A 23,371-nucleotide genomic window follows, 5' to 3' on the forward strand; every position below is an offset into this window, starting at 1 on the left:
TCAAGAGGATTTCGGCTCTTCGTCGTTGATCTCGACAGAGAAAGTGCCCGCCTTGATCGCCGCTTCACGTTCCGCCACCAGCGCCATGGCGGCCTCGGGCACTTTGCCCTCGAACGTCCCAAGCGGCGCCAAGGACGATCCGCCCTCTTTCATAAACGAATAGACGCCGTAATCGGCTGCGGTGAACGTGCCCGCATTGACCGCAGCAATCGCGGCATCCAGTGTCGGCTCGAAATGCCAGATGGCCGAGGCGACGACCGTTTCGGGATAGTCGGCTTGGGTGTCGATGACGTTGCCGATGGCCAGCACGCCCTTTTCCTTTGCCGCATCCGAGACACCAAAGCGCTCAGCATAGAGCATGTCAGCACCGCCTTCGATCATGGCAAAGGCAGTTTCCTTGGCCTTGGGCGGATCGAACCAAGACCCGATAAAGCTTACTTGAAACTTGATCTCGGGGTTCATCTCACGGGCACCGGCCATGAAGGCATGCATCAGGCGGTTGACCTCGGGGATCGGGAAGCCGCCGACCATGCCGATATTGGCGGATTTGGTCATGGCACCGGCGATAATGCCCGAAAGGTATGAGGCGTCCTGAATGTAGTTGTCGAACACCGCGAAATTCGCGAGCGCCTCATCCTGTTTGAAACTTGACCCCATCAAAAAGGCGATATCGGGATAATCAGCGGCCACTTCACGGGCTTCCTGTTCGACTGCGAACACCTCGCCAATAATGAGCTTGTAGCCCTGTTCGGCATATTCACGCATCACGCGGGCGTAATCTGTGTTCGAGACATTCTCGGAATAGACGTATTCGACATCGCCACGCTCTTGCGCGGTCAGGGCGGCCTTGTGAATACGGCTGACCCATTGTTGTTCAACGGGCACGGTATAGATACCGGCGGTCTTGATCGGTTCGGCGGCGCGCAGCGGCGATGCAAGGCCAGAGGCCCCGGCGATAAGCGCTGCCCCGGCCGAGGTGGCCATAAAGCGGCGGCGGGAAAGTGGCAGGCGTGTCATGTGGTTCTCCATGTTGGCAGGTGGGCAGTCTTTTTGGTTTTACCAATTGGTAAAATTTATCCGGCCGGTTTTCTACAGAAATTTACCGATGGACGAAACTAAACCGCCGGTGGGTCGAGTCCCAGCGGTTTATGCTCAAATTGCGGGCAGGTCCGCAAGGGTCAGGCTGCGGGCAGGCGCGCGATGATGGGTAGTTTCTGCCATTCGCCCCCCGGCCCCGCCTGCATTGGCTCGGCCAAGAGCTTCAGTTGGGCCATTGTTTCGCCCATATCATAGCCGTGGCCCATAGAGTGCCCAAGTGCGACCCGCCAACCGGGGCGCGGATTAAGGCCGGGGCGCGTTGGGCCAAGCCCTGCCTTCATGTGATGCGCAATGTCCCAGTCCAGCACTTCGCCCGCATGGCGGGTAACGACCCAGCAATGCATGTCATGGGTAACGCCCCCCTTTTCCGCTGGAAAGAAGTAGCCATAAACGTAACCCGCCTCATAGCCCGCCGCGCGCAGGCTGGCCACGAGATAGGTGTTGATATCCACACAAGAGCCGGGCGTCGTGCCACAAGAAAGATAGGGCACCGCATCGGTGCCATCATTGAACCGCGCGTCGGGATGGGCGTAGATGAATCGTGCCTCCGCTTCGGCCACCAATGCGTCGATGCCCGCGCGCCCCCCGCCCGCCCTGGCGGCAAGGGCGCGGCTGGCCTCGGCCAGATCATCGGCGGCGCGGGTATAGCGGGTGATGCGCGGCACATAGACCGCCTTGGGATAGTCCATGCCCTTGGGCGCGGGGGCGATGCGATGCGTAAGCGTGAGGCTTTCGCCCGTCGATTCGATCCAGAGCGCAGCAAGGCCCAACTCGGCCTCTAACACCACGTCGATGATCTGCCCGCCGGTCACGCTTGCCCGCGTGACTGTCTCTTGCGGGCTGCACATCCCCGCCGGTGCCAGCAGGCGCGTGCCGGGTTTCAGGCCGCTCACCTCAATATGCAAGTGTCTCATGCCATGTTCCAAAGCTGAAAAAGCAGGCCAGCGGCAAAGGCCCCCGAGAGCGACAGCGCGATATACAACGCAAAGACCCGTGGCTTGACCAAGGCCCAGACTGCGATTGCGGCCGGCAAGGAGGTGACGCCACCGGCCACGAGAAAGGCAAGACCAGCACCGGGGGCCATGCCCTGACCGATCAAGCCGCCGACCAATGGCAGGGCGGCGTAACCATTCAGATAGGCAGGCACGCCCACCAGAGTGCCCAGCAGGATCGGCCCGATGCCAGTGCCCCCAAGCGCCTGCGTGATGGTCTCTGCCGGGATAAAGGCGAGCATCAGGCTTTCTAGAATAAAGGCCAGTGTGAGCCATTTCAGCAGAAACAGGGTCACATTCCGTGCCTCACGGCCAAACTTGGCCTGGCGCTCTGGCTCGGACCAAAAGCGCCAGACCACCGGCTTGGGCGTGCGCAGTTTGCTGCCGCCACAGCCTCCGTTGCCGATACCGTCGCGCAACGGATCGCTCAGCCCCCCGGCACGGCCCATCAGATGCACAACCCAGCCCCCCATCAGACCCAAACCCACGGCAGCAAGCGTCTTGGCAATCGCGAACTCCAAACCCAAGACCCCGGTCGTGAGGATAAACATCGAGGGGTCCATCACCGGCGAGGCCAACCAAAAGGCCATCACTGCCGACAGCGGCACCCCCATCGCCAAAAGGGCGGCGATAAGCGGTATCACCCCGCAAGAGCAAAAGGGCGAGAGACCGCCCGCGAGGGCCGCAAGCAGGATCATCAAGGCCGGAGCGCCGGTAAAGGCGCGCGCGATCATATTGTCTGCGCCTGTCGCCGTGGCCCACGCCGCGATGCCGATGGACAGCAATAGAAACGGTGCAGTGCTGAGGAGGGCGTCGCTGGTAAACAAAAGCGTGGAACGCGCCTGCGTCGCGTCGAATGCTGCAAGCACGATCAGAATCATGGCCGACACCATCCAGATGCGGTGATCCTTCCATAGGCGCCGCAGCAGGGCGGTGGCGCGCGGTTGAGGCAGGCTTGAGTCTGTCATGTCCATATCCCTAGAAATATCGTTTTGTTAAGCCCAAAAAAGGGCGTTCAGGCAGCTGTTTCTGTCTCTGTTTTGGCCAGTTTCACCCCTGTGCAGCATTCCGAGGTCAGGAAATCCAAGGTCCGGCGCATAGCGGCGTAATCCACGCGGTTGATCACCGTGCGCCCCTGTCTCTCTTGCACCACCAACCCGGCATCGACCAATGCCGAAAGGTGATGTGCAAGTGTCGAGGGCGCCTGATCCAGGTGCTGGCCGATGTCGCCCACGTTCAACCCGTCGTCGCCCGCCCGCACCAACAGACGAAAGATCGCAAGGCGCGTGTCATGGCCAAGGGCAGCAAGGGCGCGGGCGGTGGGGCTTGTGATACTCATGGGATAAATATAACGATAAATCTAGTTATGTCAATCTATCTCATTCAGCCCGTGCTGCCATGGTCGCCACCCCATCGCCCATACGCCGCACCCGCAGATCAATGCCGCCTTCATGCTGACGGGCCTCAATCGCCACGGGCAGGTTGCAGATAAGCGGCGTCAGCCCGCGATAAGAGAACCGCGCAGGCAGATGGCCTAGAATATGCGTGGCCAGATTCATCATCCAGACCGCCTGCATCGGACCATGCACCACCAGCCCCTCATATCCCTCAACCCCGGTCGCGTAGGGGTGATCATAATGGATGCGGTGACCGTTGAAGGTAAGCGACGAGAACCGGAAAAGCAGGGTCGAATTCGGCGTGATCTGCCATGCGGTTGCATTGGGCCATTCCTCAGCAGCCTCTGGCGTCTTGGTTTGTCCCGGCTTGGGGTCTTCGCGATACACGATGTCCTGCCGTTCGGTCAGACGCGCCACTCCGCCCACGCTATAAACATGCCGTTGCGTGACAAAGCCCAGCTTGCCGCTGCGCCCCTCTTTGAAGGTTACATCGTCAATCGTCGTTTCCCGCGTGACCAGATCACCGGGCGCAAAGGGCGCGTGAAATTCGATCTCTCCCCCCGCCCACATGCGGCGCGGCAAGGGTGAGGCAGGCAGGAACAGCCCTGTCTTGGGGTGGCAATCACGCCCCAGTTGGTCGGGCGTTACCGTATCGGGAACCAGACACCAATGCAGCCCAACGGGCATTTCCGCCTCGGCCAATGTGCCGGCCAGCGTAGCGCGGTATTCGCGCACCAAGCGTTCTGAAATCGGCTCTGACCGGCTATAGCTGCGCCCGATCCAATCCGCATAGTCGTTCATTCGCTTCCCCTATTGCCCGCGTCCCGGCCCATAAGACTTTGGCAGGCCCAGCACCTGTTCGGCAATATGGCACAGGATCAGATTGGTCGAAATCGGCGCAATCTGATACAGCCGCGCTTCGCGGAACTTGCGCTCAACATCATATTCCTCGGCAAAGGCAAAACCGCCATGCGTCTGCATGCAGGCCTCTGTCGCCTCCCAACTCGCCTCAGAGGCCAAGAGCTTGGCGGTGTTCGCCTCGACGCCGGGATTGTGGCCTGCGTCATACATGGCTGCCGCGCGATACACGATCGCCTCTGCGGCCATCATATGCGCCTGCGCGCGCGCCAGCGGAAATTGCACCCCTTGGTTGACCCCGATGGGCGCGCCAAAGACAACGCGCTCGCGGGCATAATCCGACCCGGTCCTGAGGAACCATTTGGCGTCGCCGATACATTCGGCGGCAATCAGAATGCGCTCGGAATTCATCCCTGACAGGATATAGCGAAATCCTTTGCCCTCGTCGCCAATCAGGCAGTCCGCCGGAATACGCAGGTTGTCAAAAAAGACCTCGGTTGTGGCATGGTTGATCATCGTGCGGATGGGGCGGATGTCGATGCCGTGCCCCACTTTGCCGCGCAGGTCGATCAGGAATACCGACAGACCGTCAGTTTTCGATGTCGCCTCTTCGCGCGGGGTGGTGCGGGCCAAGAGAACCATCAAATCAGAGTGTTCGACCCGCGAAGTCCAGATTTTCTGGCCGTTGATTACATAGGCATCGCCATCCCGACGCGCGGTGGTTTTCAGCGCCAATGTATCGGTGCCACTGGTCGGTTCCGTCACCCCAAAGGCCTGAAGCCGCAAAGATCCATCGGCGATGCCGGGCAGGTAGGCCGCCTTTTGCGCCTCGGACCCGTGGCGCAGAACGGTGCCCATTGTATACATCTGCGCGTGACAGGCGGCAGCGTTGCAGCCAGAGCGGTGGATTTCCTCAAGAATGACGGCGGCGGCGGTCAGGTTAAGCCCCGATCCGCCGTATTGCTCGGGGATCATCGCGGCCAGATACCCCTCGCGGATGAGCGCATCGACGAAATCCTTGGGATAGGCGCGGCGCGCGTCCAGATCGCGCCAATAGGCGCCGGGAAATTCGGCGCAGACGCGGGCCACACCTGCGCGGATGTCGGCGTAATCTGCGGTTGGATCAAAGGATGTCATGTCTGCCCCTCACACTACTTGGCCCCTAGGTGACAGGTTTTCGATCCCTGCGGAAATATCAATGCCCGCTTGCTGCCATTGGGCGCGCCTATAGCCGCAGCTCACCTTGCCAGATGCCCCGCCGCACCAGATCGCGCAGCACGTCCAGTGTGATCGCCTCAACCGCACGGCTGGCGCGGCTGGTGGGAAAGGCGGGCTTTGAAACAAGATAGACGGGCCGCACCATATCGGGATCTGTGATGGGCGCGCCCACAAGCTCGCCGCGCGCCACTGCGTCATGGACCGCTGAGGGCGAAAAGATCGCATGACCCGATCCGCGCGCCACCAGTTCCTTGATCTGCGTCATCGCGTCCATCTCGATGGGCACGTTGAGGCGCAGGCCAAGCGGAGTGGCATAGCTCTCGATTGTTTTGCGCAGGCCATGTGCTGCCTCCGGCAGGATCATGTCGAGCGGTTCCAGGGCGCGCAGGGGCACGGCTGTGCCGGGGGGTGTTTCAAACGGCCAGTTGTCCGGGGCGGAATAGACATGCAGGCGCTCATCCAGAACATGGGTGATGCGGAAATGATCCGCGTCCTGAAGATCATAGATCAGCCCCATATCGACCGTTCCATCGGCCACCCATGCCTTGATATACCCGCTCATCGCCTCGACCACGCGCAGACGGATATCAGGCAGTTCCACCCGCACGGTCTCGGCCAGAGGCACGGACAAGACCATAGACACTGACGGCGGCAGTCCAAACCCCACCTTGCCACGTGGCGCGCCCGAGGTATCGCGCATCTCATCCTCGCACCGTGCCATTGCGGCGCTGATCTCGCGGGCATGGCGCAAAAGCACCTGACCTTCGGCAGTCAGAATCGAGCCGCGCGGCGACCGGTCGATCAAACGCACGCCCAGTTCGGTTTCCATCCGCGCCACATGCTGCGAGAGTGAGGGCTGCGCCACACCCAGCCGATGCGCCGCCGACGACAGCGAGGGTGCCTCGGCGATGGCGATGAAATAACGAAGTTGGCGAATATCCATAAGAGAAAGCTCTACCAAGCCGCCCTACCAGAGGGCAAGGCTATGGCACCCCATAGTCGGGCGCTATACCCGTTCAATCACACGTGTATTTCCCAGACCCGGTGCAATAGGGCATGTTCCAGCCAAACCGCACCTAAAAGAAAAGAGGCCCCGATGCGCACAGACCTAGCCGGACTATTGGTTGTTTCCGTCGAACAGGCCGTCGCCGCCCCCTATGCCTCTGGTCGTTTGGCAGAGGCTGGGGCGCGCGTGATCAAGGTCGAGCGGCCCGAAGGTGATTTCGCGCGCGGCTATGATGCGCTGGTTCATGGCGAGAGCGCCTATTTCGTCTGGCTCAACCGGGGCAAGGAATCACTCTGTCTCGACCTGAGACAAGAGGCAGACCGCGCGCTGATGGAGCGCATGCTGGCGCGGGCGGATATCTTCATTCAGAACCTCGCACCGGGGGCGATTGACCGTCTGGGATTTGCCCCCGACCGACTGCGTGCCGATTACCCGCGTCTTATCACCGTCTCGATTTCAGGCTATGGCGAAGACGGCCCGCTCGCAGACCTCAAGGCGTATGACCTTTTGGTGCAGGCCGAAACCGGCCTCTCGTCGATCACCGGCAATGAGCATGGACTGGCGCGCACCGGCGTTTCGGTTTGTGACATTGCGGCGGGAATGACCGCCTATCAGGCCATTCTAGAGGCACTGATCGGGCGCGCGACAACCGGCGTGGGGCGGCATATCGCGGTGTCGCTCTTTCATGCGTTGGGCGACTGGATGAATGTGCCCTATCTGCAATATGCCTATGGCGGCAAGGTGCCGCCGCGTGCGGGCCTCAACCATCCCACCATCGCACCCTATGGCGTGTATCAGGGCAGCGATGGCAAGGCGGTGCTGATTTCAATCCAGAACGAGCGCGAATGGGCGGTGTTCTGCGAGGCGATATTGGGCGATGCCGCGCTGGCCCGTGATCCGCGGTTTGACAGCAATTCAGCCCGTGTTGCCAATCGGGCAGCGTTGGATGCGATCCTGCGGCCTATCTTTGCGGCTCTCACTCGCGATGCCATGGCAGACCGCCTGCGCGCCGCGCGTATCGCCTATGGCCGCGTCAGTGAGATGGAGGACCTCGTCACCCATCCGCAAAATCGTCACGTCACCGTCGAGACCCCCTCTGGCCCGGTGCAGATGCTGGCCCCCGGCGCGCAGATGGATGGGTGTGATGCCACTCTGGGTGCTGTGCCCGCCCTTGGTGCGCATACCGATACCTTGCGCCAAGAGTTTGGCGATGACTGAGGCGCTGGATACATCTGCGCGCCTTTTGACGATCCTTGCCGACATCGGCGCGCGTGATGTGCTCGACATCGGCTGTGGCCACGGGGCATTGTCGCGCACCCTGTGGCGCGCAGGCTATACTGTGACCGGAATAGACCCCGCGCCCGAGGCTGTGGCCGCCGCGCGCATGGCTGTGCCCGAGGGTCGCTTTGTGCAAGGCGGGGCCGAGGCATTGCCCTTTGCGACAGCATCCTTTGACGCCTGTATCTTCCTTAATTCGCTGCATCACGTGCCCGTACCGCTGATGCAGGCCGCGTTGCGCGAGGCCTTGCGCGTGCTGCGCCCCGGTGGCGAATTGATGATTGTCGAGCCCGTGGCAGAGGGTGCGTTTTTCGAGGTGATGCGCCCGGTCGAGGACGAGACAGAGATACGGCACGCGGCGATTCGGGCAATAGACGCGCTGTTGGCGGCTCGCGTGGCCATCGGCCCTGCGCCCGTCACCTATGAACGGCCGACACCGATGGCTGATCTAGAGGCCTTTATCGCCTCCCTTGCCCGTGTCGATCCTGCCCGCCGCGCGCTGGCCGAGGCGCAGCGTGAAACACTCGGACGGCTTTTTGCGGCGCATGTCAGCGTCGGGCCAAAAGGCCCAGAGTTGATCCAACCGCTACGCCTCTGGCGGTTGCGCGCCGCAAAACCCTAGGGGCCTGTCGCGTTAGGGGCTGGCATCTTATGTTTTTTTGTGCTTTTTTTCCCGCAGAGGGGAGAAATCGCACGTGTTCAGCTTTGGCGACATCATGGCAGAGGCGCTGGCGCTGATCCTCAATTGGGATCGAAACCTAAGCGAGATTGTCGTTCTATCGTTGCGCGTGACGCTGACTGCGGTTCTTTTGTCCTGTCTTATCGGGCTCCCGCTTGGGGCATTGGTGGGCGCGTTCCGCTTTCCGGGGCGCGCGGTTGTCACGGTGGTGCTCAATGCGTTAATGGGCCTGCCGCCGGTGGTGGTGGGGCTGTTCGTCTATCTCATGCTGTCGGCCTCTGGCCTCTTTGGTCCGCTTCAATTGCTCTACACGCCTGCGGCGATGATTATCGCGCAGACCATTTTGGTAACGCCCATCGTTGCCGCGCTCACCAAACAGGTGGTCGAAGATCTGCATGGCGAATATGCAGAGCAATTCGCCTCGATGGGCCTGCGCGCCTATCAGCGGGTCACAGCGCTTTTGTGGGATGCGCGCTATAGCTTGATGACCGTGGCATTGGCGGGTTTTGGCCGCGCCGTGGCCGAGGTTGGCGCGGTGCTGATCGTGGGCGGCAATATCAATCACGTCACCCGTGTGATGACCACCACCATCGCGCTTGAGACATCCAAGGGCAATCTGGAACTGGCGCTGGCGCTGGGCGTGTTGCTGCTGGTGATAGCCTTGCTGGTGAATGCGGTGGTCATGGCGCTTCGGGCCTCTGCGGTGCGTGCGGCCTATGCGTGACACGGTGATGAGTATGACCCCGGCCAAGGTTGCCACGCAAGATAGTCTGCTCGCGGCGCGCGATCTGTGCTTTCACGCGGGTGGCAAGCGTTTGATTGACAAGGTGTCAGTGGTAATTCCCGAAGGTCGGCGCACGCTTGTCATGGGGGCCAATGGCGCAGGCAAGAGCCTGCTATTGCGCCTTTTGCATGGGCTTTTGTCCGCCACGTCCGGGCAGATTCTATGGCAGGGTGCGGCCCCCGATGATCGGGCGCGGCGCACGCAGGCGATGGTCTTTCAGCGCCCCGTAATGCTGCGCCGCTCCGTGCTGGCCAATCTTAACTTCGCCCTTTCGGTGCATGGTGTCCGTGGGGCAGAGCGCGCAGAGCAAGCGGCGCGTGCCCTTGATATGGCTGGGCTGAGCGATCTGGCGCGGCATCCAGCGCGTGTGCTGTCGGGCGGCGAGCAACAGCGTCTTGCCTTGGCACGGGCGTTGATCTGTCAACCGCGTCTTCTGTTTCTAGATGAGCCCACCAGCAGCCTCGATCCCGCATCAACCCAGAGAATCGAGGATCTGATCAACGCCGCCCATGGGCGCGGTGTCACCATCGTCATGATCACACATGACATGGGCCAAGCGCGGCGCATGGGCGACGAGGTGATTTTCTTGCATGCCGGCCAAGTGGCTGAAAGCGGCCCGATTGACCAAGTTCTTGGCCACCCCAAGTCTGAGGCCGCGCGCGCTTGGACCCAAGGTCGGCTCTACACAAGTTCAACCTTTTGAAATCCAAACGAAACGGGAGTTTTTCATGCTCAGACGTCACCTCTTTTCGCTTGCCGCCGGTGCGGCGCTTGCTTTGGGCCTTTCTGGCACTGTACAGGCGCAGGATCAGTTCATCGTGGTGCAATCCACCACCTCCACCCAGAATTCTGGGCTATTCGATCACCTTCTGCCGATTTTTCAGGACAAAACCGGCATCGAGGTGCGCGTCGTGGCCGTAGGCACCGGGCAGGCCATCAATAATGCGATGAATGGCGACGGCGACGTGCTCTTTGTCCATGCCAAGGCTTCTGAAGAGAAATTCGTGGCCGAAGGCCATGGGCTACAACGCTCTGACGTGATGTATAACGATTTCATCCTTGTTGGCCCCTCTGCCGATCCGGCGGGTATCGCCGGGACCAAGGATATTGCGGCGGCTTTGACCAAGATCGCAGAGGTCGGTGCCCCCTTTGCCTCGCGTGGGGATGATAGCGGCACCCACAAGGCGGAATTGAAGCTCTGGAAAGAGGCGGGCGTTGATGCTGCTGCCGCGTCCGGCGGGTGGTATCGTGAAACCGGGTCCGGCATGGGCGCCACGCTGAATACTGGCACGGCCATGGGCGCGTATGTGCTGACCGACCGTGCCACGTGGATTTCCTTTGGCAACAAGGGTGAGTATCAAATTGCAGTCGAGGGCGATAATCGCCTCTTCAACCAATATGGCATCATCCTTGTGAACCCGGAAAAGCATGCGAATGTTAAGGCCGAAGCCGGGCAGATGTTCATTGATTGGATTCTGTCGACCGAGGGGCAGCAGGCCATAGCTGATTACAAGATCGACGGTCAGCAATTGTTCTTCCCGAACGCAGAAGGCTAAGCCAAGGCTGAACAGAGCTTTGAAATGGGCGGGGTTTTCACTAACCCCGCCCAAAAATTTACGCCGTAATCGAACAGCACGGTCTCAGGCGGAAATCCAGCGCACCGTCCCAAGCCCGTCCAGATCATAGCCGCCAAGCGCCTCGGCCTTGGCGATCATCGTCTCAGAGCGCATGAAGGCAACAAGGCGTTGCACCGGTTCAGTAAAATAGGCGCGGCGGTCGATGAGCAGGTCAAAGCGCTCTTGCACCAAGGGGCGGAACACCAGCCGAAATTGCCGCGCCATGGATTCGATCCCAAGGGTGGCCTCGGCCTCGCCTGCGGCCACAGCGGCGGCGGCATCGCTTTCGGTATGGGCCGGGCTTGTCGGTGTCAGGATATCCCCCTGTGACAGCCCCGCCTCGGCCATCATCCTGTCAAAGAGCGCGGTCGTGCCGGCCCCCTCTTGCCGCAGGATCACGCGCCGCCCGCGCAGATCGCCAAACCCCTGCACCATATCTGCAACTGCAGGAGTCAGGATCAGGCCGCGCGCACGCGCAGCCCAGCCGATCAGCACCGCGTCGCGCAGCCCGCGTGCCTCGAGCGCTGGAATATTCCAATCGGCATCGCCCGGAATATGCAGCCCCGTCAAAACGGCACGCCCTTCGGCAAAGACCTCCAGTCCGTCACAGCTTCCGTTCCACAGCGTTGCCAAACCCGCGCCGCTTTCGCGCAGGGACCAGTCCAGCAGCGGATCGTGAGAGCCGGTCACAAGCGCGGGGCGCTCAGAGGGCAGGGTGACGCCCGTCCCCTCGATCCAGCACATCAACTCGTTATGGGGAAACAAGAGCTTGCCGGTGATCTTGCGATGCGGGATCTCGCCGGTGGCGACCATGTCGTAAACCTTACGCTCCTTCACCCGAAGCAGGTCTGCGACCTCTTTCGTTGTCAGGTAGGCAGGAAGTTCACTGTCCATGGGCTTTGACGATCACGCAAAAGGAGGATTGATGCTGCGTTCCTACCGCATCTCTGCGCGGAAATCAGCATGAAACGCAGCCTTGTTTTGACTTGTATTTTGAGGCGTGCCAGATCATCATATTCACAAATGCGAATAAATGAGGGAGAGGGAAGCCATGCGATTCAACCGACGTCAAGTTCTGGCGGCTATGGGGGCCAGCACGCTTGTCGGCCTGCCGCGCCCCAGCTTTGCCGCGATAGAGCTGACCTTGGGCGATGCCAAGATCACCACACTCAGCGATGGCAATCTTGTGCTGCCCATGGAGTTTTTGTTGGGCAACCTGCCCGCTACCGATGCCGCCCCTGTTCTGGCGCAGTACGGCATCACCGGCGACACGGTCGAGCCGCCCTGCAACCTGACACTGTTACAGGATGGCACGAACACGGTGCTATTTGATGCTGGGTCCGGGTCTGGTTTCATGCCCACAGCGGGCAAAATTCTAGATGCGCTTGGCGCCGTTGGCCTTGGTGCCGATGATATCACCCATGTTCTGTTTACCCATGCGCACCCTGATCACCTCTGGGGCGTGTTGGATGATTTCGACGATCCGGTGTTTGCCAATGCCAGCTATATGATCGGGCAGGCGGAATGGGATTACTGGACCGATCCCGCCACGGTTGACAGCATCGGCGCAGAGCGTGCCAGTTTTGCCGTGGGCGCGGCACGGCGGCTTGCGGCCATCGAGGATCAGATCGAATTCATCAGCGGCGGGCAAGAGGTGCTGCCGGGTATCCTCGCGCATGATACACCCGGTCACACGCCCGGCCATATCGCGTTTGAGGTTCGTCACGGCACCGAGGCGGCGCTGGTGGTGGGCGATGCCATCGGCAACGGGCATCTGGCCTTTGCGCGCCCCGATTGGCCCAGCGGATCGGATCAGGATGCCGAGACCGGGATTGCCACGCGCCTGCGGCTCTTGGATCAATTGGCGACCGATCAGATGGCGATGGTCGGCTTTCACCTGCCCGAGGGCGGGCTGGGCCGGGTAGAGCGCGATGGCGATGCCTATCGTTTCGTCACGGAGGTGTAAGATGTTGCGCGCGACGCTTTCCGCTCTTCTGCTTTGGTCTGGCAGTGTTGCACTGGCGAGTGAGGATATTGCTGACCAATATCCTGCGTCGCTGCTCTATTCCAAGCCTGTCGAAGTGATCCCGCATGTCTGGTCTGCCATCGGTGCCACCGCGCCGCCCACCTATGACAATGCCGGACATAACAACAACCTCAGCTTTATCGTGACTGGCGATGGGGTGGTGGTGATCAACGGTGGCGCGTCCTATGGATTGGCCAAGGCGCTGCACGCAGAGATCAAGGCGATCACCGATCAGCCGGTCAAGCTGGTGTTCAACGAGAATGGCCAAGGTCATGCCATGCTGGGCAATTCCTATTGGGCCGAACAGGGCGTGCCGATTGTGGCGCATGTGGATGCGGCGGCCGAGTTCGAGAACCACGGCGGCGGTGATCTGGACGCGGCGCAGCGCGTGACCAAAGAGCGCGCCGAAAGCACTAGCGTGGTGCTGCCGACCGAAACCTTCACTGATGAGTATACTGTCGAGATGGGCGATTTCCGGATCGAGGCGCGCTATCTTGGCCCCGCTCACAGCCCCGGAGACATTGTCATCTGGCTGCCTGACCAAGGCCTTGTGATTTCCGGCGATATGGCGTTTCACGAACGAATGCTGCCAATCTTTGCCGATACGATCACGGCGGATTGGCTGGAAACTTGGGATGCTGAATTCGAGCCGCTGGGTGCCACCTATGTGATCCCCGGTCATGGCCACCCGACCAACATGGATCAGGTGCGCCGCTACACCAAAGGCTATTTGGAACATCTGCGCGCCCAAATCCGCGCGCATATCGACGCCGGCGGTGACTTGGCCGGGGCCTATTACGTCGACCAATCCGCCTATACCCACCTTGATACGTTCGAAGAACTGGCCACCAAAAATGCGGGCCGGGTCTATGAACAGATGGAATGGGAATAGAGCAGGATTGCAAAAGGCCCCCACGGTCGATGTGGGGGCCTTATTGGGTCAGTCCTTGACGAACATCTTGCGCGGGCGGTTGCAGAAGGTTTCCGCCGGGCCGCTTTCCTTGATCAGGATCGACTCGGTGATTTCCAAACCCCAGTCCGACATCCAGAGACCGGGCATGAAATGGAATGTCATTCCCGGTTCCAGCACGGTTTCATCCTCGGAGCGCAGCGAAATCGTGCGTTCGCCCCAGTCGGGCGGATAGCTCAGACCGATGGGATAGCCACAGCGCGCGCCGCGTTCGATGCCCGCCCGCTCCAACGGGGCGGCCAACGCATTGGCGATGTCACAGGCGCGGTTGCCTGCCTTTGCGGCCTCTAGCCCCGCTTCCAGCCCCTCGACCAGCGCCTTTTCCGCATCAAGCAGGAATTGCGGCGGCTTGCCCAGAAACAGCGTGCGGCAGAACGGCGTGTGATAGCGGCGGTAACAGCCGGAAATTTCAAAGAAGGTCGCTTCCCCCGTCGCAAACTCGCGCCCGTTCCATGTCAGATGCGGCGCTGCGGCATCCGAACCTGACGGCAAAAGCGGCACGATTGCGGGATAGTCGCCCCACGCGCCCTCTACCCCTCGGATGGCATCACGGAAAATCTCGGCCACGATTTCGTTCTTGGGAATGCCCGGCTCGACCCGTTCCATCAACCCGTCGGTGATCTTCTCCGAAATCAGCGCGGCCTTGCGCATGAAGCCAAGCTCTTCTTCGGATTTCACCGTGCGTTGCCAGTTGACCAGCGCGGTGGCGTCAAGGAATGTTGCCTCGGGCAGTTCCTCGCGCAGGGTCTGCATCGCCTTGGCCGAGAAATAGTAGTTGTCCATTTCCACGCCGATGCGTTTATCGGCAAGGCCCATACCCTTAAGTCGCTCTGCCAAATCCTGCATCGGGTGGCGTTCGGTCGACTGCACGTAATTGTCGGCATAGCCGATCACGCGATCGTCCGTCATCCAGACCGTGCGCACACCGCCATTGGCATCCTGATTGCGGCCCCACCAGATTGGATCGGCCTCGGGAAAGACCAAAACGCCCTGATGCACATAGAACGACCAGCCATCATAGCCGGTCAGCCAATGCTGATTTGAAGGGTCGGTCACAAAGAGCGCGTCAAGGTCAAGGCGGGCCATGGCAGTGCGGGTCTTGTCCAACCGGCGCTGGTATTCCTGAGCCGAGAAGGGCAGGTCTTTTTCAATCATGTCGGGGGTCCGTCGTTGAAATATCCCCGCCATACTTGTGGCTTTGGAACAGGCCTGCCCCAAGAAAAACGCCCCGTTTTGTCGTTTTCAGACCATCCTGCGCCGCAGAGTTGACGCTAGGCTCGCTCCAGCGCACTCTGCCCGCACCCTAAACAAGGAAGACCCTCATGCGCCCTGTTCTGGCCGATGTCTATGCTGCGGCACAGGTGATTTCTGGGGTCGCTGACCGCACGCCTCTCGTTCCCTCGCCCTACATGAGCGCGGTAACAGGCGATGACTTCCTGCTCAAGCTCGAGAATATGCAACCCATCGGTGCCTTCAAGCTGCGCGGCGCGCTCAACGCGGTGGCCGGGGCGCAGGATGCGGCGGGCGTCACCTGTTGCTCGACCGGGAATCACGGGCGCGGCGTGGCCTATGCCGCGCGGGCACGCGGATTGCGGGCGGTGATCTGTATGTCGGACCTGGTGCCGCAGGCCAAGGTGGAGGGCATCCGCGCGCTGGGCGCAGAGGTCAGGATCATCGGGCGCTCTCAGGACGCGGCACAGACCGAGGTGGAACGGCTGGTTGCCGAGGACGGGTTAACCGAGATTTCGCCCTTTGATGATCCGCTGGTCATTGCCGGGCAGGGGACCATCGGATTGGAAATCATGGCGGCGCGCCCGGATACCCAGACGCTGCTCGTGCCGTTGTCGGGCGGGGGGCTGGCGGCGGGGGTGGCGCTGGCCGCCAAGACGATCAAGCCGTCCCTGCGCGTGATCGGGATCAGCATGGACCGAGGTGCCGCGATGTATGAAAGCATCCGCGCCGGGCATCCTGTCGAGGTCGAAGAAGTGCCAAGCCTTGCCGATAGTCTGGGCGGTGGCGTTGGGATGCAGAACCGTCTCAGCTATGCCATGTGCCGCGATCTTTTGGACGATGTGATCCTTGTGACCGAAGAAGAGATTTATCATGCCATGCAGGTGCTCTATTACGAGGATCGGATCGTGGCAGAGGGGGCCTGCGTCGTGGGTCTTGCGGCGGTGCTGAGTGGCAAACTTGCGCCCCAAGGGCCAACCGCCACCATCATCACGGGCCGTAACCTTGATATGGCGCTCTTTACTAAGGTGATGACCGGGCAAACCGTGATTTTAGGCGACAAGGTGATTGAAGGTCGGAAATATGGCACATGATATAAGGATCGTGACAGAGACAGAATTGCGCCGCGCGATCACGCTCGACCTTGAGACGGTCAAGGTGATCGAGCAGGCCTTTGCCGCGCTGTCGGATGGCGGGGTGGTCATGCCGCCGGTGATGTCGATGGATTTGGCTGCCGTGCATGGCGAGGTGGATGTGAAAACCGCCTATATCCCCGGCTTTGACGGTTTCGCGATCAAGGTCAGCCCCGGTTTCTTTGACAATCCCAAATTGGGCCTGCCCAGCCTGAACGGTCTGATGATCCTCTTTTCCGCCAAGACCGGTCTGGTCGAGGCGGTGTTTCTCGACAATGGCTATCTGACCGATCTGCGCACGGCGGCGGCTGGCGCGGTGGCGGCGCAGCATCTGGCCCCCAAGGTGGTGCAGACGGCGGGCATTATCGGCACCGGCGTTCAGGCGCGGCTTCAGGCGCGGGCGGCGCGGCTGGTGCGCCCCTATGACCGTCTGCTGATCTGGGGGCGCGATGCCGACCGCGCGCGCACCTGCGCGGCCGATCTGGCCGATCTCGAATGTGATATTCATGTGGTGGACACCCCCGAAAATCTGGTGAAGGCCAGCCAGTTGGTGATCACTACAACCCCGGCAAAGACGCCCGTAATCGAGGCGAAATGGCTGCATCCCGAACTGCACATCACGGCCATGGGATCCGATCAGGCCGGCAAGAACGAGATTGATCCGCAGGCGCTGGTCCGGGCCGATCTCTATGTTGCCGACCGCGCCGCGCAGGTGGAACAGTTGGGTGAATTGCGCAGCGCGATCGAGGCCGGGATATGGACCAAGGGCGCGCCAGCCGAATTGGGCGACGTAATCCAAGGCCGCGCGCGTGGGCGCAAGAACGATGCCGAAATCACCATTTGCGATCTGACCGGCACCGGCGTTCAGGATACGGCGATTGCCACCCATGTGATGGCGCGGCTTGCGGGGCGTGACGTGGGTACGGTCATCACCGCATGAAACTTGACGCACGCGATCTCGATATCCTGAGGGTGCTGGCCGAGGAAGGGCGCATCACCAAGGCCGATTTGGCCGCGCGTGTGGGCCTGTCTGCCAGCCCTTGCTGGGAGCGGCTCAAGCGGCTGGAGGAGGCGGGGCTGATCGAGGGCTATCATGCGCGCATCAACCTCAAGAAGCTGGGCTCGCATGTGACCGTCTTTGTCGCGGTGGAGCTTGCAGATCACACCCCCGCCAGTTTCCGCGCCTTTGAGGACAGTATGCACCGCTATGAAGAGGTGACGGCCTGTTGGGCGTTGGGCGGCGGATTTGACTATCTGATGCAGATCGTCACCCGGGACATCGACAGCTATCAACGACTGATTGATCAGATGCTAGAGGCGCGGATCGGATTGGCGCGCTACTTCACCTATATCGTGACCAAGCCCGTAAAATCCCCGCGCCTGCCACCATTTGAGATGTTCTTTGAATGAAACATCCGTATTTCTGCGGCCTTGCAGAAGAATAATCTGCAAACTCCAAAAACTTTAGCGTCACCCTCTGCGTGAACCAGACATTCTCTGGCGCAAAGGGAGTGCCACAATGTCCGACTCAGCCATCTGGACCCGCAACGGGATCACCGACACGCGCCTGGTGCGCAGCTTTGCCTATGTGGGCGGCAAATGGGTGGGCGGAGACGAGGCTGCGACCATTGCCGTCACCAACCCCGCCGATGGCAGTGCCTTGGGTGCTGTGGCCAGCCTCAGTGCCGATCAGGCACGCAAGGCTGTGGATGCGGCGCAGGGCGCATTCGATGGCTGGGCAATGACCCTGCCGCAAGATCGCGCCGCGCTCTTGCGCCGCTGGTTCGATCTCATCCTTGCGCATCGCGAAGACCTCGCGCGGATCATGGTGCTGGAGCAGGGCAAACCCCTTAGTGAAGCGCGCGGCGAGATCGACTATGCCGCAAGTTTCGTGGAATATTACGCCGAAGAGGCCAAGCGCCCCAACATCGAAGGGGTCACAAGCCACCTGCCCGATGCCGAGGTGGAATTGTGGCTAGAGCCGGTGGGCGTGGCCGCCCTTATCACGCCGTGGAATTTCCCCGCAGCGATGCTCACGCGCAAGGCGGCGGCGGCCTTGGCGGCGGGCTGCAGCGTGGTTTCTCATCCTTCAGCCGAGACACCCTATTCGGCACTGGCCCTTGCAGAACTGGCCGAGCGCGCGGGCATCCCGGCGGGTGTGTTCAACGTGGTGACAGGCCACGCGGCAACAGTGGTTGAGCCTTGGACCCAAGACGCCCGCGTCCGCGTTCTCAGCTTTACCGGCTCTACTGACATCGGGCAGTTGCTCTATCGCCAATGCGCGGGCACGGTCAAGAAACTGGTGCTGGAACTGGGCGGCCATGCCCCGGTGATCGTGTTCAAGAATGCCGATCTGGAAACCGCAGTAACCGAGTCGATCAAGGCCAAATTTGCGACGTCGGGGCAAGACTGTTTGGGGGCTAACCGGATTTACATAGAGCGGCCGATCTATGACGCCTTTTGCCGACGTTTTACCGACGCGATACAGACGCTCAAAATCGGGCGCGGCATGGACGATCCCGACATCGGCCCGCTGATGAATGAGCGTGCGGTCCGCAAGCAAGAAGAGCATGTGGCGGATGCGCTGGCGCATGGTGCAACGCTTGCCTGTGGCGGCAAGCGCGACCCGCTCGGCCCTCTCTTCTTTCAGCCGACGGTGCTCATGGATGTGCCCGACGGCGCCGCGATCATGCAAGATGAGACCTTTGGCCCGGTGGCGGCGATCACGCCCTTTGACACCGAGGAAGAGGTGGTCGCCCGCGCCAATGCCACGGAATATGGCCTCATTGCCTATTTGCACTGCCATGACCCCCGCCGCATCTACCGGATGACGCGAGCGCTACAATTCGGCATGGTGGCGGTGAACCGCACCAAGGTCACGGGCGCGCCGATCCCCTTTGGTGGGGTCAAGCAATCGGGGCTGGGCCGCGAAGGGGCGCGGCGCGGCATGGAGGAATTCATGGAAATCAAATACGTCTGCCGCGATTGGGCGTGACGATCGGGATTCGAGTATTTTTGGAACGATGAAGCTGGGGGTGCGCCCCCGAGGAAAGGAAACACGATGCTGCGCAACGACCAACTTGATCAATGGGATCGCGAGAATTTCTTTCACCCCTCGACACATCTTGGGCAATTCGCCCGTGGCGAGGCGCCGAACCGGGTGATCAATGGCGGGCAGGGCTGTCATATCGAGGATCGTGATGGCAATCGCTTTCTCGATGCCTTTGCCGGGCTTTATTGCGTCAACGTCGGCTACGGTCGCCAAGAGATTGCCGAGGCGATTGCCGCGCAGGCGCGCGAACTGGCTTATTATCATGCCTATGTCGGGCATGGCACCGAGGCGTCGATCACCCTGTCCAAAATGATTATGGACCGCGCCCCCAAGGGCATGAGCAAGGTCTATTTTGGCATGTCGGGCTCTGACGCCAATGAAACCAATGTCAAATTGATTTGGTATTACAACAACATCCTCGGGCGGCCCGAAAAGAAAAAGATCATCTCGCGCTGGCGCGGCTATCATGGCTCTGGGCTGATGACCGGCTCGCTTACGGGGCTTGAACTGTTCCACAAGAAGTTCGATCTGCCGCTGGCGCAGGTCGTTCATACCGAAGCGCCCTATTATTTCCGTCGCGCCAATCTGGATCAGACCGAGGCGCAGTTTGTCGCGCATTGTGTGGCCGAGCTTGAGGCACTCATCGCGCGCGAGGGGGCCGATACCATCGCCGCCTTTATCGGCGAGCCGGTGCTGGGCACCGGAGGCATTGTGCCGCCGCCTGCAGGCTATTGGGCCGCCATTCAAGAGGTGCTGCGCAAGCATGACATCCTGCTTGTGGCCGATGAGGTGGTGACGGGCTTTGGTCGTCTGGGCACGATGTTCGGCTCGGACCACTATGGAATGACGCCAGACCTCATCACCATCGCCAAAGGCCTGACAAGCGCCTATGCGCCGCTATCGGGTAGCATCGTCAGCGACCGCATGTGGAAGGTGCTGGAGCAAGGCACGGATGAGAATGGCCCCATCGGCCACGGCTGGACCTATTCGGCGCATCCCATCGGGGCGGCGGCGGGTGTGGCAAATCTCAAGTTGCTTGATGATCTGAACCTGATTGCCAATAACCGCGATGTAGGCGGCTATCTCAATCGGGGCATGGCCGAGGCGCTGGGCGCGCATGCCAACGTAGGCGAGGTGCGGGGCGAGGGGATGCTCTGTGCCGTCGAATTCGTCAAGGATCGGGAAAATCGGATATTCTTTGATGCCGCCGACAAGGTGGGCCCACAGATTTCCGCCGCGCTGGCAGCTACCGGTGTTATCGCGCGGGCCATGCCGCAGGGGGACATTCTGGGCTTTGCGCCGCCTTTCTGCCTGACAAAATCAGAGGCGGATGAGGTGATTCACAAAACCACAAAAGCCGTGCAATCCGTGCTGGGATAGGTCGGTTTCCGGTGAAAACACTGCCGAGGCTCGCGTTAAAGCGGAGCGTGCCTCGGTCATTTGCAGGAAATTTGACTTATCTTGCTTCACTTGCAGGCGATTTGACCTGCGCAGGTCGGTTTCGGGAAAAAAGCGCCGCAATCCGCTTGCATGTGAGGGTCCATCTTGTTTTAGTTTCTTCCGAACGCGAGGCAAACGCTTGCGATGAATAATAGGGAGCCGAACTTGGCAGATACCGGGAACAACGATGCGTTCGTTGCGTTTGAACGTGTCCAAAAGAGCTATGACGGCGAAACACTGGTCGTCAAGGATCTGAACCTGACCTTGCCCAAGGGCGAATTTCTGACGATGCTAGGACCGTCGGGGTCGGGCAAAACGACCTGTCTGATGATGCTTGCAGGGTTTGAAACCGCCACCCATGGCGAGATCAAATTGGACGGTGTGAGCATCAACAACATCCCGCCGCACAAACGCGGCATTGGCATGGTGTTCCAGAATTACGCGCTCTTTCCACATATGACGATTGCCGAAAACCTCAGCTTTCCGCTTGAGGTGCGCAAAATCGGCAAGTCCGACCGCGAAGCCAAGGTTAAGCGGGCGCTGGAAATGGTGGAAATGGGTGCCTTTGGCGGGCGTCGTCCGTCGCAGCTGTCTGGGGGCCAACAACAGCGTGTGGCTCTCGCCCGAGCGCTGGTGTTCGAGCCTGAGCTGGTGTTGATGGATGAACCGCTCGGCGCGCTGGACAAGCAATTGCGCGAAAAAATGCAATTCGAAATCACCCATCTTGCGCACAATCTCGGGATCACCACAGTTTATGTGACCCACGATCAGACCGAGGCGCTGACAATGTCTGACCGTGTGGCGGTGTTCAACGATGGCCGCATCCAGCAGATCGCGCCGCCAGATGAATTGTATGAAAGCCCCAAGAACAGCTTTGTCGCGCAGTTCATTGGTGAGAACAACACCCTTGAGGGGCGGGTCAAAGAGATCAAGAACGGTATTGCCGTCGTGCAGCTAGACAACGGCGACCTGATTGATGCCAAGCCCGTCAATGTCGAAAAGCCGGGCGACCGCACGCTGATTTCCATTCGTCCTGAGCGGGTCGAATTCAATCGTGACCGGCTGAAGCCGGATGCGCATACGCTCAAGGCCGAAGTGCTGGAGTTCATCTATATGGGTGACATTTTCCGCACACGGCTCCGGGTGGCTGGGTCTGATGACTTTATCATCAAGACCCGCAACGCCCCCGATCAGCGCCGCCTGCAACCGGGCGAGCAGATCGAGATCGGCTGGTTGCCAGAGGATTGCCGCGCGCTGGATGCGCCCCAAGTATAAGAATACGCGCGCCGGTCACGGAACCGGTGCGGGTTGAGCAAGGCCCTCGACGTTCTGCCCGTAGCGCAGGGCCCAACCATCGAAAAACGGGATAAACTGGGAGTATGTTTATGAAACTGACGAAAACCCTGCTCGCGACCACGGCTCTGACCGTTGCTGCGGGCACCGCCGTCACCGCACAGGAAATGGCGAACAGCATGACGATCGTCAGCTGGGGCGGCGCCTATCAGGCGAGCCAAGACAAGGCTTATGTGCAGCCCTACCTTGCTGCTAACCCCGGCGTGACCGCGACTTGGGACGAAAGCTCGGCCGAGGCCGTGGCCAAGCTGCGCGCCATGAACGAGGCAGGCAACATCACTTGGGATCTGGTCGATGTGGTGGCGTCCGACTCGATGCGCCTCTGCGACGAAGGTCTGGCGATGGAAATCGACCACGACACCATGTTGGCCGCGGCCCCCGATGGTACCTCTGCCAGCGATGACTTTGGTGATCTGATTGTCAGCGACTGCTTCATTCCGCAGATCGTTTACTCGACCACCTTCGGCTATCGCACTGATCTTGTGCCTGCCGGCACCGAGCCGCCGACCAGCGTTTGCGACGTGTTCGACCTTGCCAAGTATCCGGGCAAGCGGTCGCTGCAAAAGCGCCCGATCGACAACATGGAATGGGCGCTTTACTGCGACGGCGTTGCCAAGGACGAGATTTACGACGTTCTGGGCACCGACGAGGGCGTCGAGCGCGCGCTGGCCAAACTGGGCACCATCAAGGACCAAGTCGTCTGGTGGTCTGCCGGTGCGGAAACCCCGCAGCTTCTGGCGGATGGCGAAGTGTTCATGGGTTCGACATTCAACGGTCGCCTGTTCTCGGCCATTGCTGAACAGAACCAGCCCATCGCAATGCTGTGGGACATGCAGTCGTTTGACCTTGATGGCTGGATTGTTCCCGCCGGTCTGCCCGCAGACCGTCTGGCGCGCGTGATGGACTTCCTCAAGTTCGGCACCGACACCCAGCGTCTTGCTGATCAGGCGGCGTATATCTCCTACGGTCCGGCGCGTGCGTCTTCGGCACCGTTGGTAGGCAAGCACGCCGAGCTTGGCATCGACATGGCGCCGCATATGCCGACCGATCCGGCAAATGCCTCCAACGTTCACATCTATGACTACGAATGGTGGGCTGACAACCGTGACGATCTGGACGCCAAGTTCCAGTCGTGGCTGGCCCAGTAATCTGGCGACAAATAGAGGTGGGGCCGTATGCGGCCCCACCGCTTCTTTGACCGGGCACAAGACCCGGCCTGAATAATCGGACCATTTCGACGG

At 60.7% G+C, this 23,371-nt stretch carries 23 protein-coding genes; 14 read left to right on the top strand and 9 right to left on the bottom strand.

The features are described from left to right. The 7 genes from ROSMUCSMR3_RS10865 to ROSMUCSMR3_RS10895 form a co-directional block, all read right to left on the bottom strand. Complete coding sequence (locus tag ROSMUCSMR3_RS10865; RefSeq protein ID WP_375554579.1) at positions 1-1,017, bottom strand: BMP family protein; 1,017 nt, start codon at positions 1,015-1,017, stop codon at positions 1-3. Positions 1,018-1,178: 161 nt separating this feature from the next. Beyond that, positions 1,179-2,012, bottom strand: a complete 834-nt coding sequence (locus tag ROSMUCSMR3_RS10870) for a transglutaminase-like domain-containing protein (RefSeq protein WP_081507326.1) — start codon at positions 2,010-2,012, stop codon at positions 1,179-1,181. Next, the gene (locus ROSMUCSMR3_RS10875; RefSeq protein WP_198385511.1) at positions 2,009-3,058 is read right to left on the bottom strand and encodes a permease; all 1,050 of its coding nucleotides are present in this window, start codon (positions 3,056-3,058) and stop codon (positions 2,009-2,011) included. Before ROSMUCSMR3_RS10875 ends, ROSMUCSMR3_RS10870 begins: the two co-directional genes overlap by 4 nt. Before the next feature lie 47 nt (positions 3,059-3,105). Then, complete coding sequence (locus tag ROSMUCSMR3_RS10880; RefSeq protein WP_008282615.1) at positions 3,106-3,429, bottom strand: ArsR/SmtB family transcription factor; 324 nt, start codon at positions 3,427-3,429, stop codon at positions 3,106-3,108. Positions 3,430-3,469: 40 nt separating this feature from the next. Continuing rightward, positions 3,470-4,288 (bottom strand): FAS1-like dehydratase domain-containing protein, encoded by an 819-nt coding sequence (locus tag ROSMUCSMR3_RS10885; protein ID WP_081507328.1) that lies wholly within the window; start codon positions 4,286-4,288, stop codon positions 3,470-3,472. 9 nt (positions 4,289-4,297) lie between these two features. After that, a complete protein-coding gene (locus ROSMUCSMR3_RS10890; protein WP_081507329.1) occupies positions 4,298-5,482 on the bottom strand; it encodes an acyl-CoA dehydrogenase family protein in 1,185 nt (394 codons plus the stop codon). An 88-nt stretch (positions 5,483-5,570) separates the two neighbouring features. Then, positions 5,571-6,506, bottom strand: coding sequence for a LysR family transcriptional regulator (locus ROSMUCSMR3_RS10895; protein WP_081507330.1), 936 nt, complete (start codon positions 6,504-6,506; stop codon positions 5,571-5,573). A gap of 153 nt (positions 6,507-6,659) precedes the next feature. Here ROSMUCSMR3_RS10895 and ROSMUCSMR3_RS10900 point away from each other — a divergent pair, with 153 nt between their 5' ends. From ROSMUCSMR3_RS10900 to ROSMUCSMR3_RS10920, 5 genes are all read left to right on the top strand, one after another. After that, a complete protein-coding gene (locus ROSMUCSMR3_RS10900) occupies positions 6,660-7,787 on the top strand; it encodes a CaiB/BaiF CoA transferase family protein (RefSeq protein ID WP_081507331.1) in 1,128 nt (375 codons plus the stop codon). Continuing rightward, a complete protein-coding gene (locus ROSMUCSMR3_RS10905; protein WP_081507332.1) occupies positions 7,780-8,469 on the top strand; it encodes a class I SAM-dependent methyltransferase in 690 nt (229 codons plus the stop codon). The genes ROSMUCSMR3_RS10900 and ROSMUCSMR3_RS10905 overlap by 8 nt, the downstream gene beginning before the upstream one ends. Before the next feature lie 73 nt (positions 8,470-8,542). Next, positions 8,543-9,250, top strand: a complete 708-nt coding sequence (locus ROSMUCSMR3_RS10910) for an ABC transporter permease (RefSeq protein ID WP_081507333.1) — start codon at positions 8,543-8,545, stop codon at positions 9,248-9,250. Between the two features lie 7 nt (positions 9,251-9,257). Continuing rightward, entirely contained in the window at positions 9,258-10,013 is a 756-nt protein-coding gene (locus ROSMUCSMR3_RS10915; protein WP_237183433.1) for an ATP-binding cassette domain-containing protein, read from the top strand. 25 nt (positions 10,014-10,038) lie between these two features. Continuing rightward, the gene (locus ROSMUCSMR3_RS10920) at positions 10,039-10,866 is read left to right on the top strand and encodes a substrate-binding domain-containing protein (RefSeq protein WP_008282605.1); all 828 of its coding nucleotides are present in this window, start codon (positions 10,039-10,041) and stop codon (positions 10,864-10,866) included. Positions 10,867-10,950: 84 nt separating this feature from the next. Here the strand turns inward: ROSMUCSMR3_RS10920 and ROSMUCSMR3_RS10925 are convergent, their stop codons facing one another. Further along, positions 10,951-11,820: a helix-turn-helix transcriptional regulator gene (locus tag ROSMUCSMR3_RS10925; RefSeq protein ID WP_081507335.1), complete on the bottom strand. Its 870-nt coding sequence runs from the start codon at positions 11,818-11,820 to the stop codon at positions 10,951-10,953. Between the two features lie 157 nt (positions 11,821-11,977). Between ROSMUCSMR3_RS10925 and ROSMUCSMR3_RS10930 the strand changes: the two genes are divergently transcribed. Both ROSMUCSMR3_RS10930 and ROSMUCSMR3_RS10935 read left to right on the top strand, forming a co-directional pair. Beyond that, complete coding sequence (locus ROSMUCSMR3_RS10930) at positions 11,978-12,892, top strand: MBL fold metallo-hydrolase (protein WP_198385512.1); 915 nt, start codon at positions 11,978-11,980, stop codon at positions 12,890-12,892. 1 nt (position 12,893) lies between these two features. After that, a complete protein-coding gene (locus ROSMUCSMR3_RS10935; protein ID WP_081507337.1) occupies positions 12,894-13,844 on the top strand; it encodes an MBL fold metallo-hydrolase in 951 nt (316 codons plus the stop codon). A gap of 48 nt (positions 13,845-13,892) precedes the next feature. Here ROSMUCSMR3_RS10935 and doeA read toward each other — a convergent pair whose 3' ends face one another. Next, positions 13,893-15,077: an ectoine hydrolase DoeA gene (gene doeA / locus ROSMUCSMR3_RS10940; RefSeq protein WP_008282601.1), complete on the bottom strand. Its 1,185-nt coding sequence runs from the start codon at positions 15,075-15,077 to the stop codon at positions 13,893-13,895. Positions 15,078-15,244: 167 nt separating this feature from the next. Here doeA and eutB point away from each other — a divergent pair, with 167 nt between their 5' ends. The 7 genes from eutB (at position 15,245) to ROSMUCSMR3_RS10975 (ending at position 23,278) form a co-directional block, all read left to right on the top strand. Continuing rightward, complete coding sequence (gene eutB, locus ROSMUCSMR3_RS10945; protein ID WP_008282600.1) at positions 15,245-16,246, top strand: hydroxyectoine utilization dehydratase EutB; 1,002 nt, start codon at positions 15,245-15,247, stop codon at positions 16,244-16,246. After that, a complete protein-coding gene (locus ROSMUCSMR3_RS10950) occupies positions 16,236-17,225 on the top strand; it encodes a cyclodeaminase (RefSeq protein ID WP_081507338.1) in 990 nt (329 codons plus the stop codon). The genes eutB and ROSMUCSMR3_RS10950 overlap by 11 nt, the downstream gene beginning before the upstream one ends. Beyond that, positions 17,222-17,695, top strand: a complete 474-nt coding sequence (locus ROSMUCSMR3_RS10955; RefSeq protein WP_008282598.1) for an Lrp/AsnC family transcriptional regulator — start codon at positions 17,222-17,224, stop codon at positions 17,693-17,695. Before ROSMUCSMR3_RS10950 ends, ROSMUCSMR3_RS10955 begins: the two co-directional genes overlap by 4 nt. 109 nt (positions 17,696-17,804) lie before the next feature. Beyond that, positions 17,805-19,280, top strand: a complete 1,476-nt coding sequence (locus tag ROSMUCSMR3_RS10960; RefSeq protein WP_081507339.1) for an NAD-dependent succinate-semialdehyde dehydrogenase — start codon at positions 17,805-17,807, stop codon at positions 19,278-19,280. A 66-nt stretch (positions 19,281-19,346) separates the two neighbouring features. Next, positions 19,347-20,717 carry an aspartate aminotransferase family protein gene (locus tag ROSMUCSMR3_RS10965; RefSeq protein WP_081507340.1) on the top strand — a complete coding sequence of 457 codons (1,371 nt, stop codon included), beginning with the start codon at positions 19,347-19,349 and terminating at the stop codon, positions 20,715-20,717. Positions 20,718-20,942: 225 nt separating this feature from the next. Beyond that, positions 20,943-22,052 (top strand): ABC transporter ATP-binding protein, encoded by a 1,110-nt coding sequence (locus ROSMUCSMR3_RS10970; RefSeq protein WP_081507341.1) that lies wholly within the window; start codon positions 20,943-20,945, stop codon positions 22,050-22,052. Between the two features lie 110 nt (positions 22,053-22,162). After that, on the top strand, positions 22,163-23,278 hold the full coding sequence (locus tag ROSMUCSMR3_RS10975; RefSeq protein ID WP_037298680.1) for an extracellular solute-binding protein: 1,116 nt from the start codon (positions 22,163-22,165) through the stop codon (positions 23,276-23,278). Positions 23,279-23,371: the final 93 nt, after the last annotated feature.

It is taken from the genome of Roseovarius mucosus (assembly GCF_002080415.1).
In the GTDB taxonomy this organism is placed as follows: domain Bacteria; phylum Pseudomonadota; class Alphaproteobacteria; order Rhodobacterales; family Rhodobacteraceae; genus Roseovarius; species Roseovarius mucosus_A.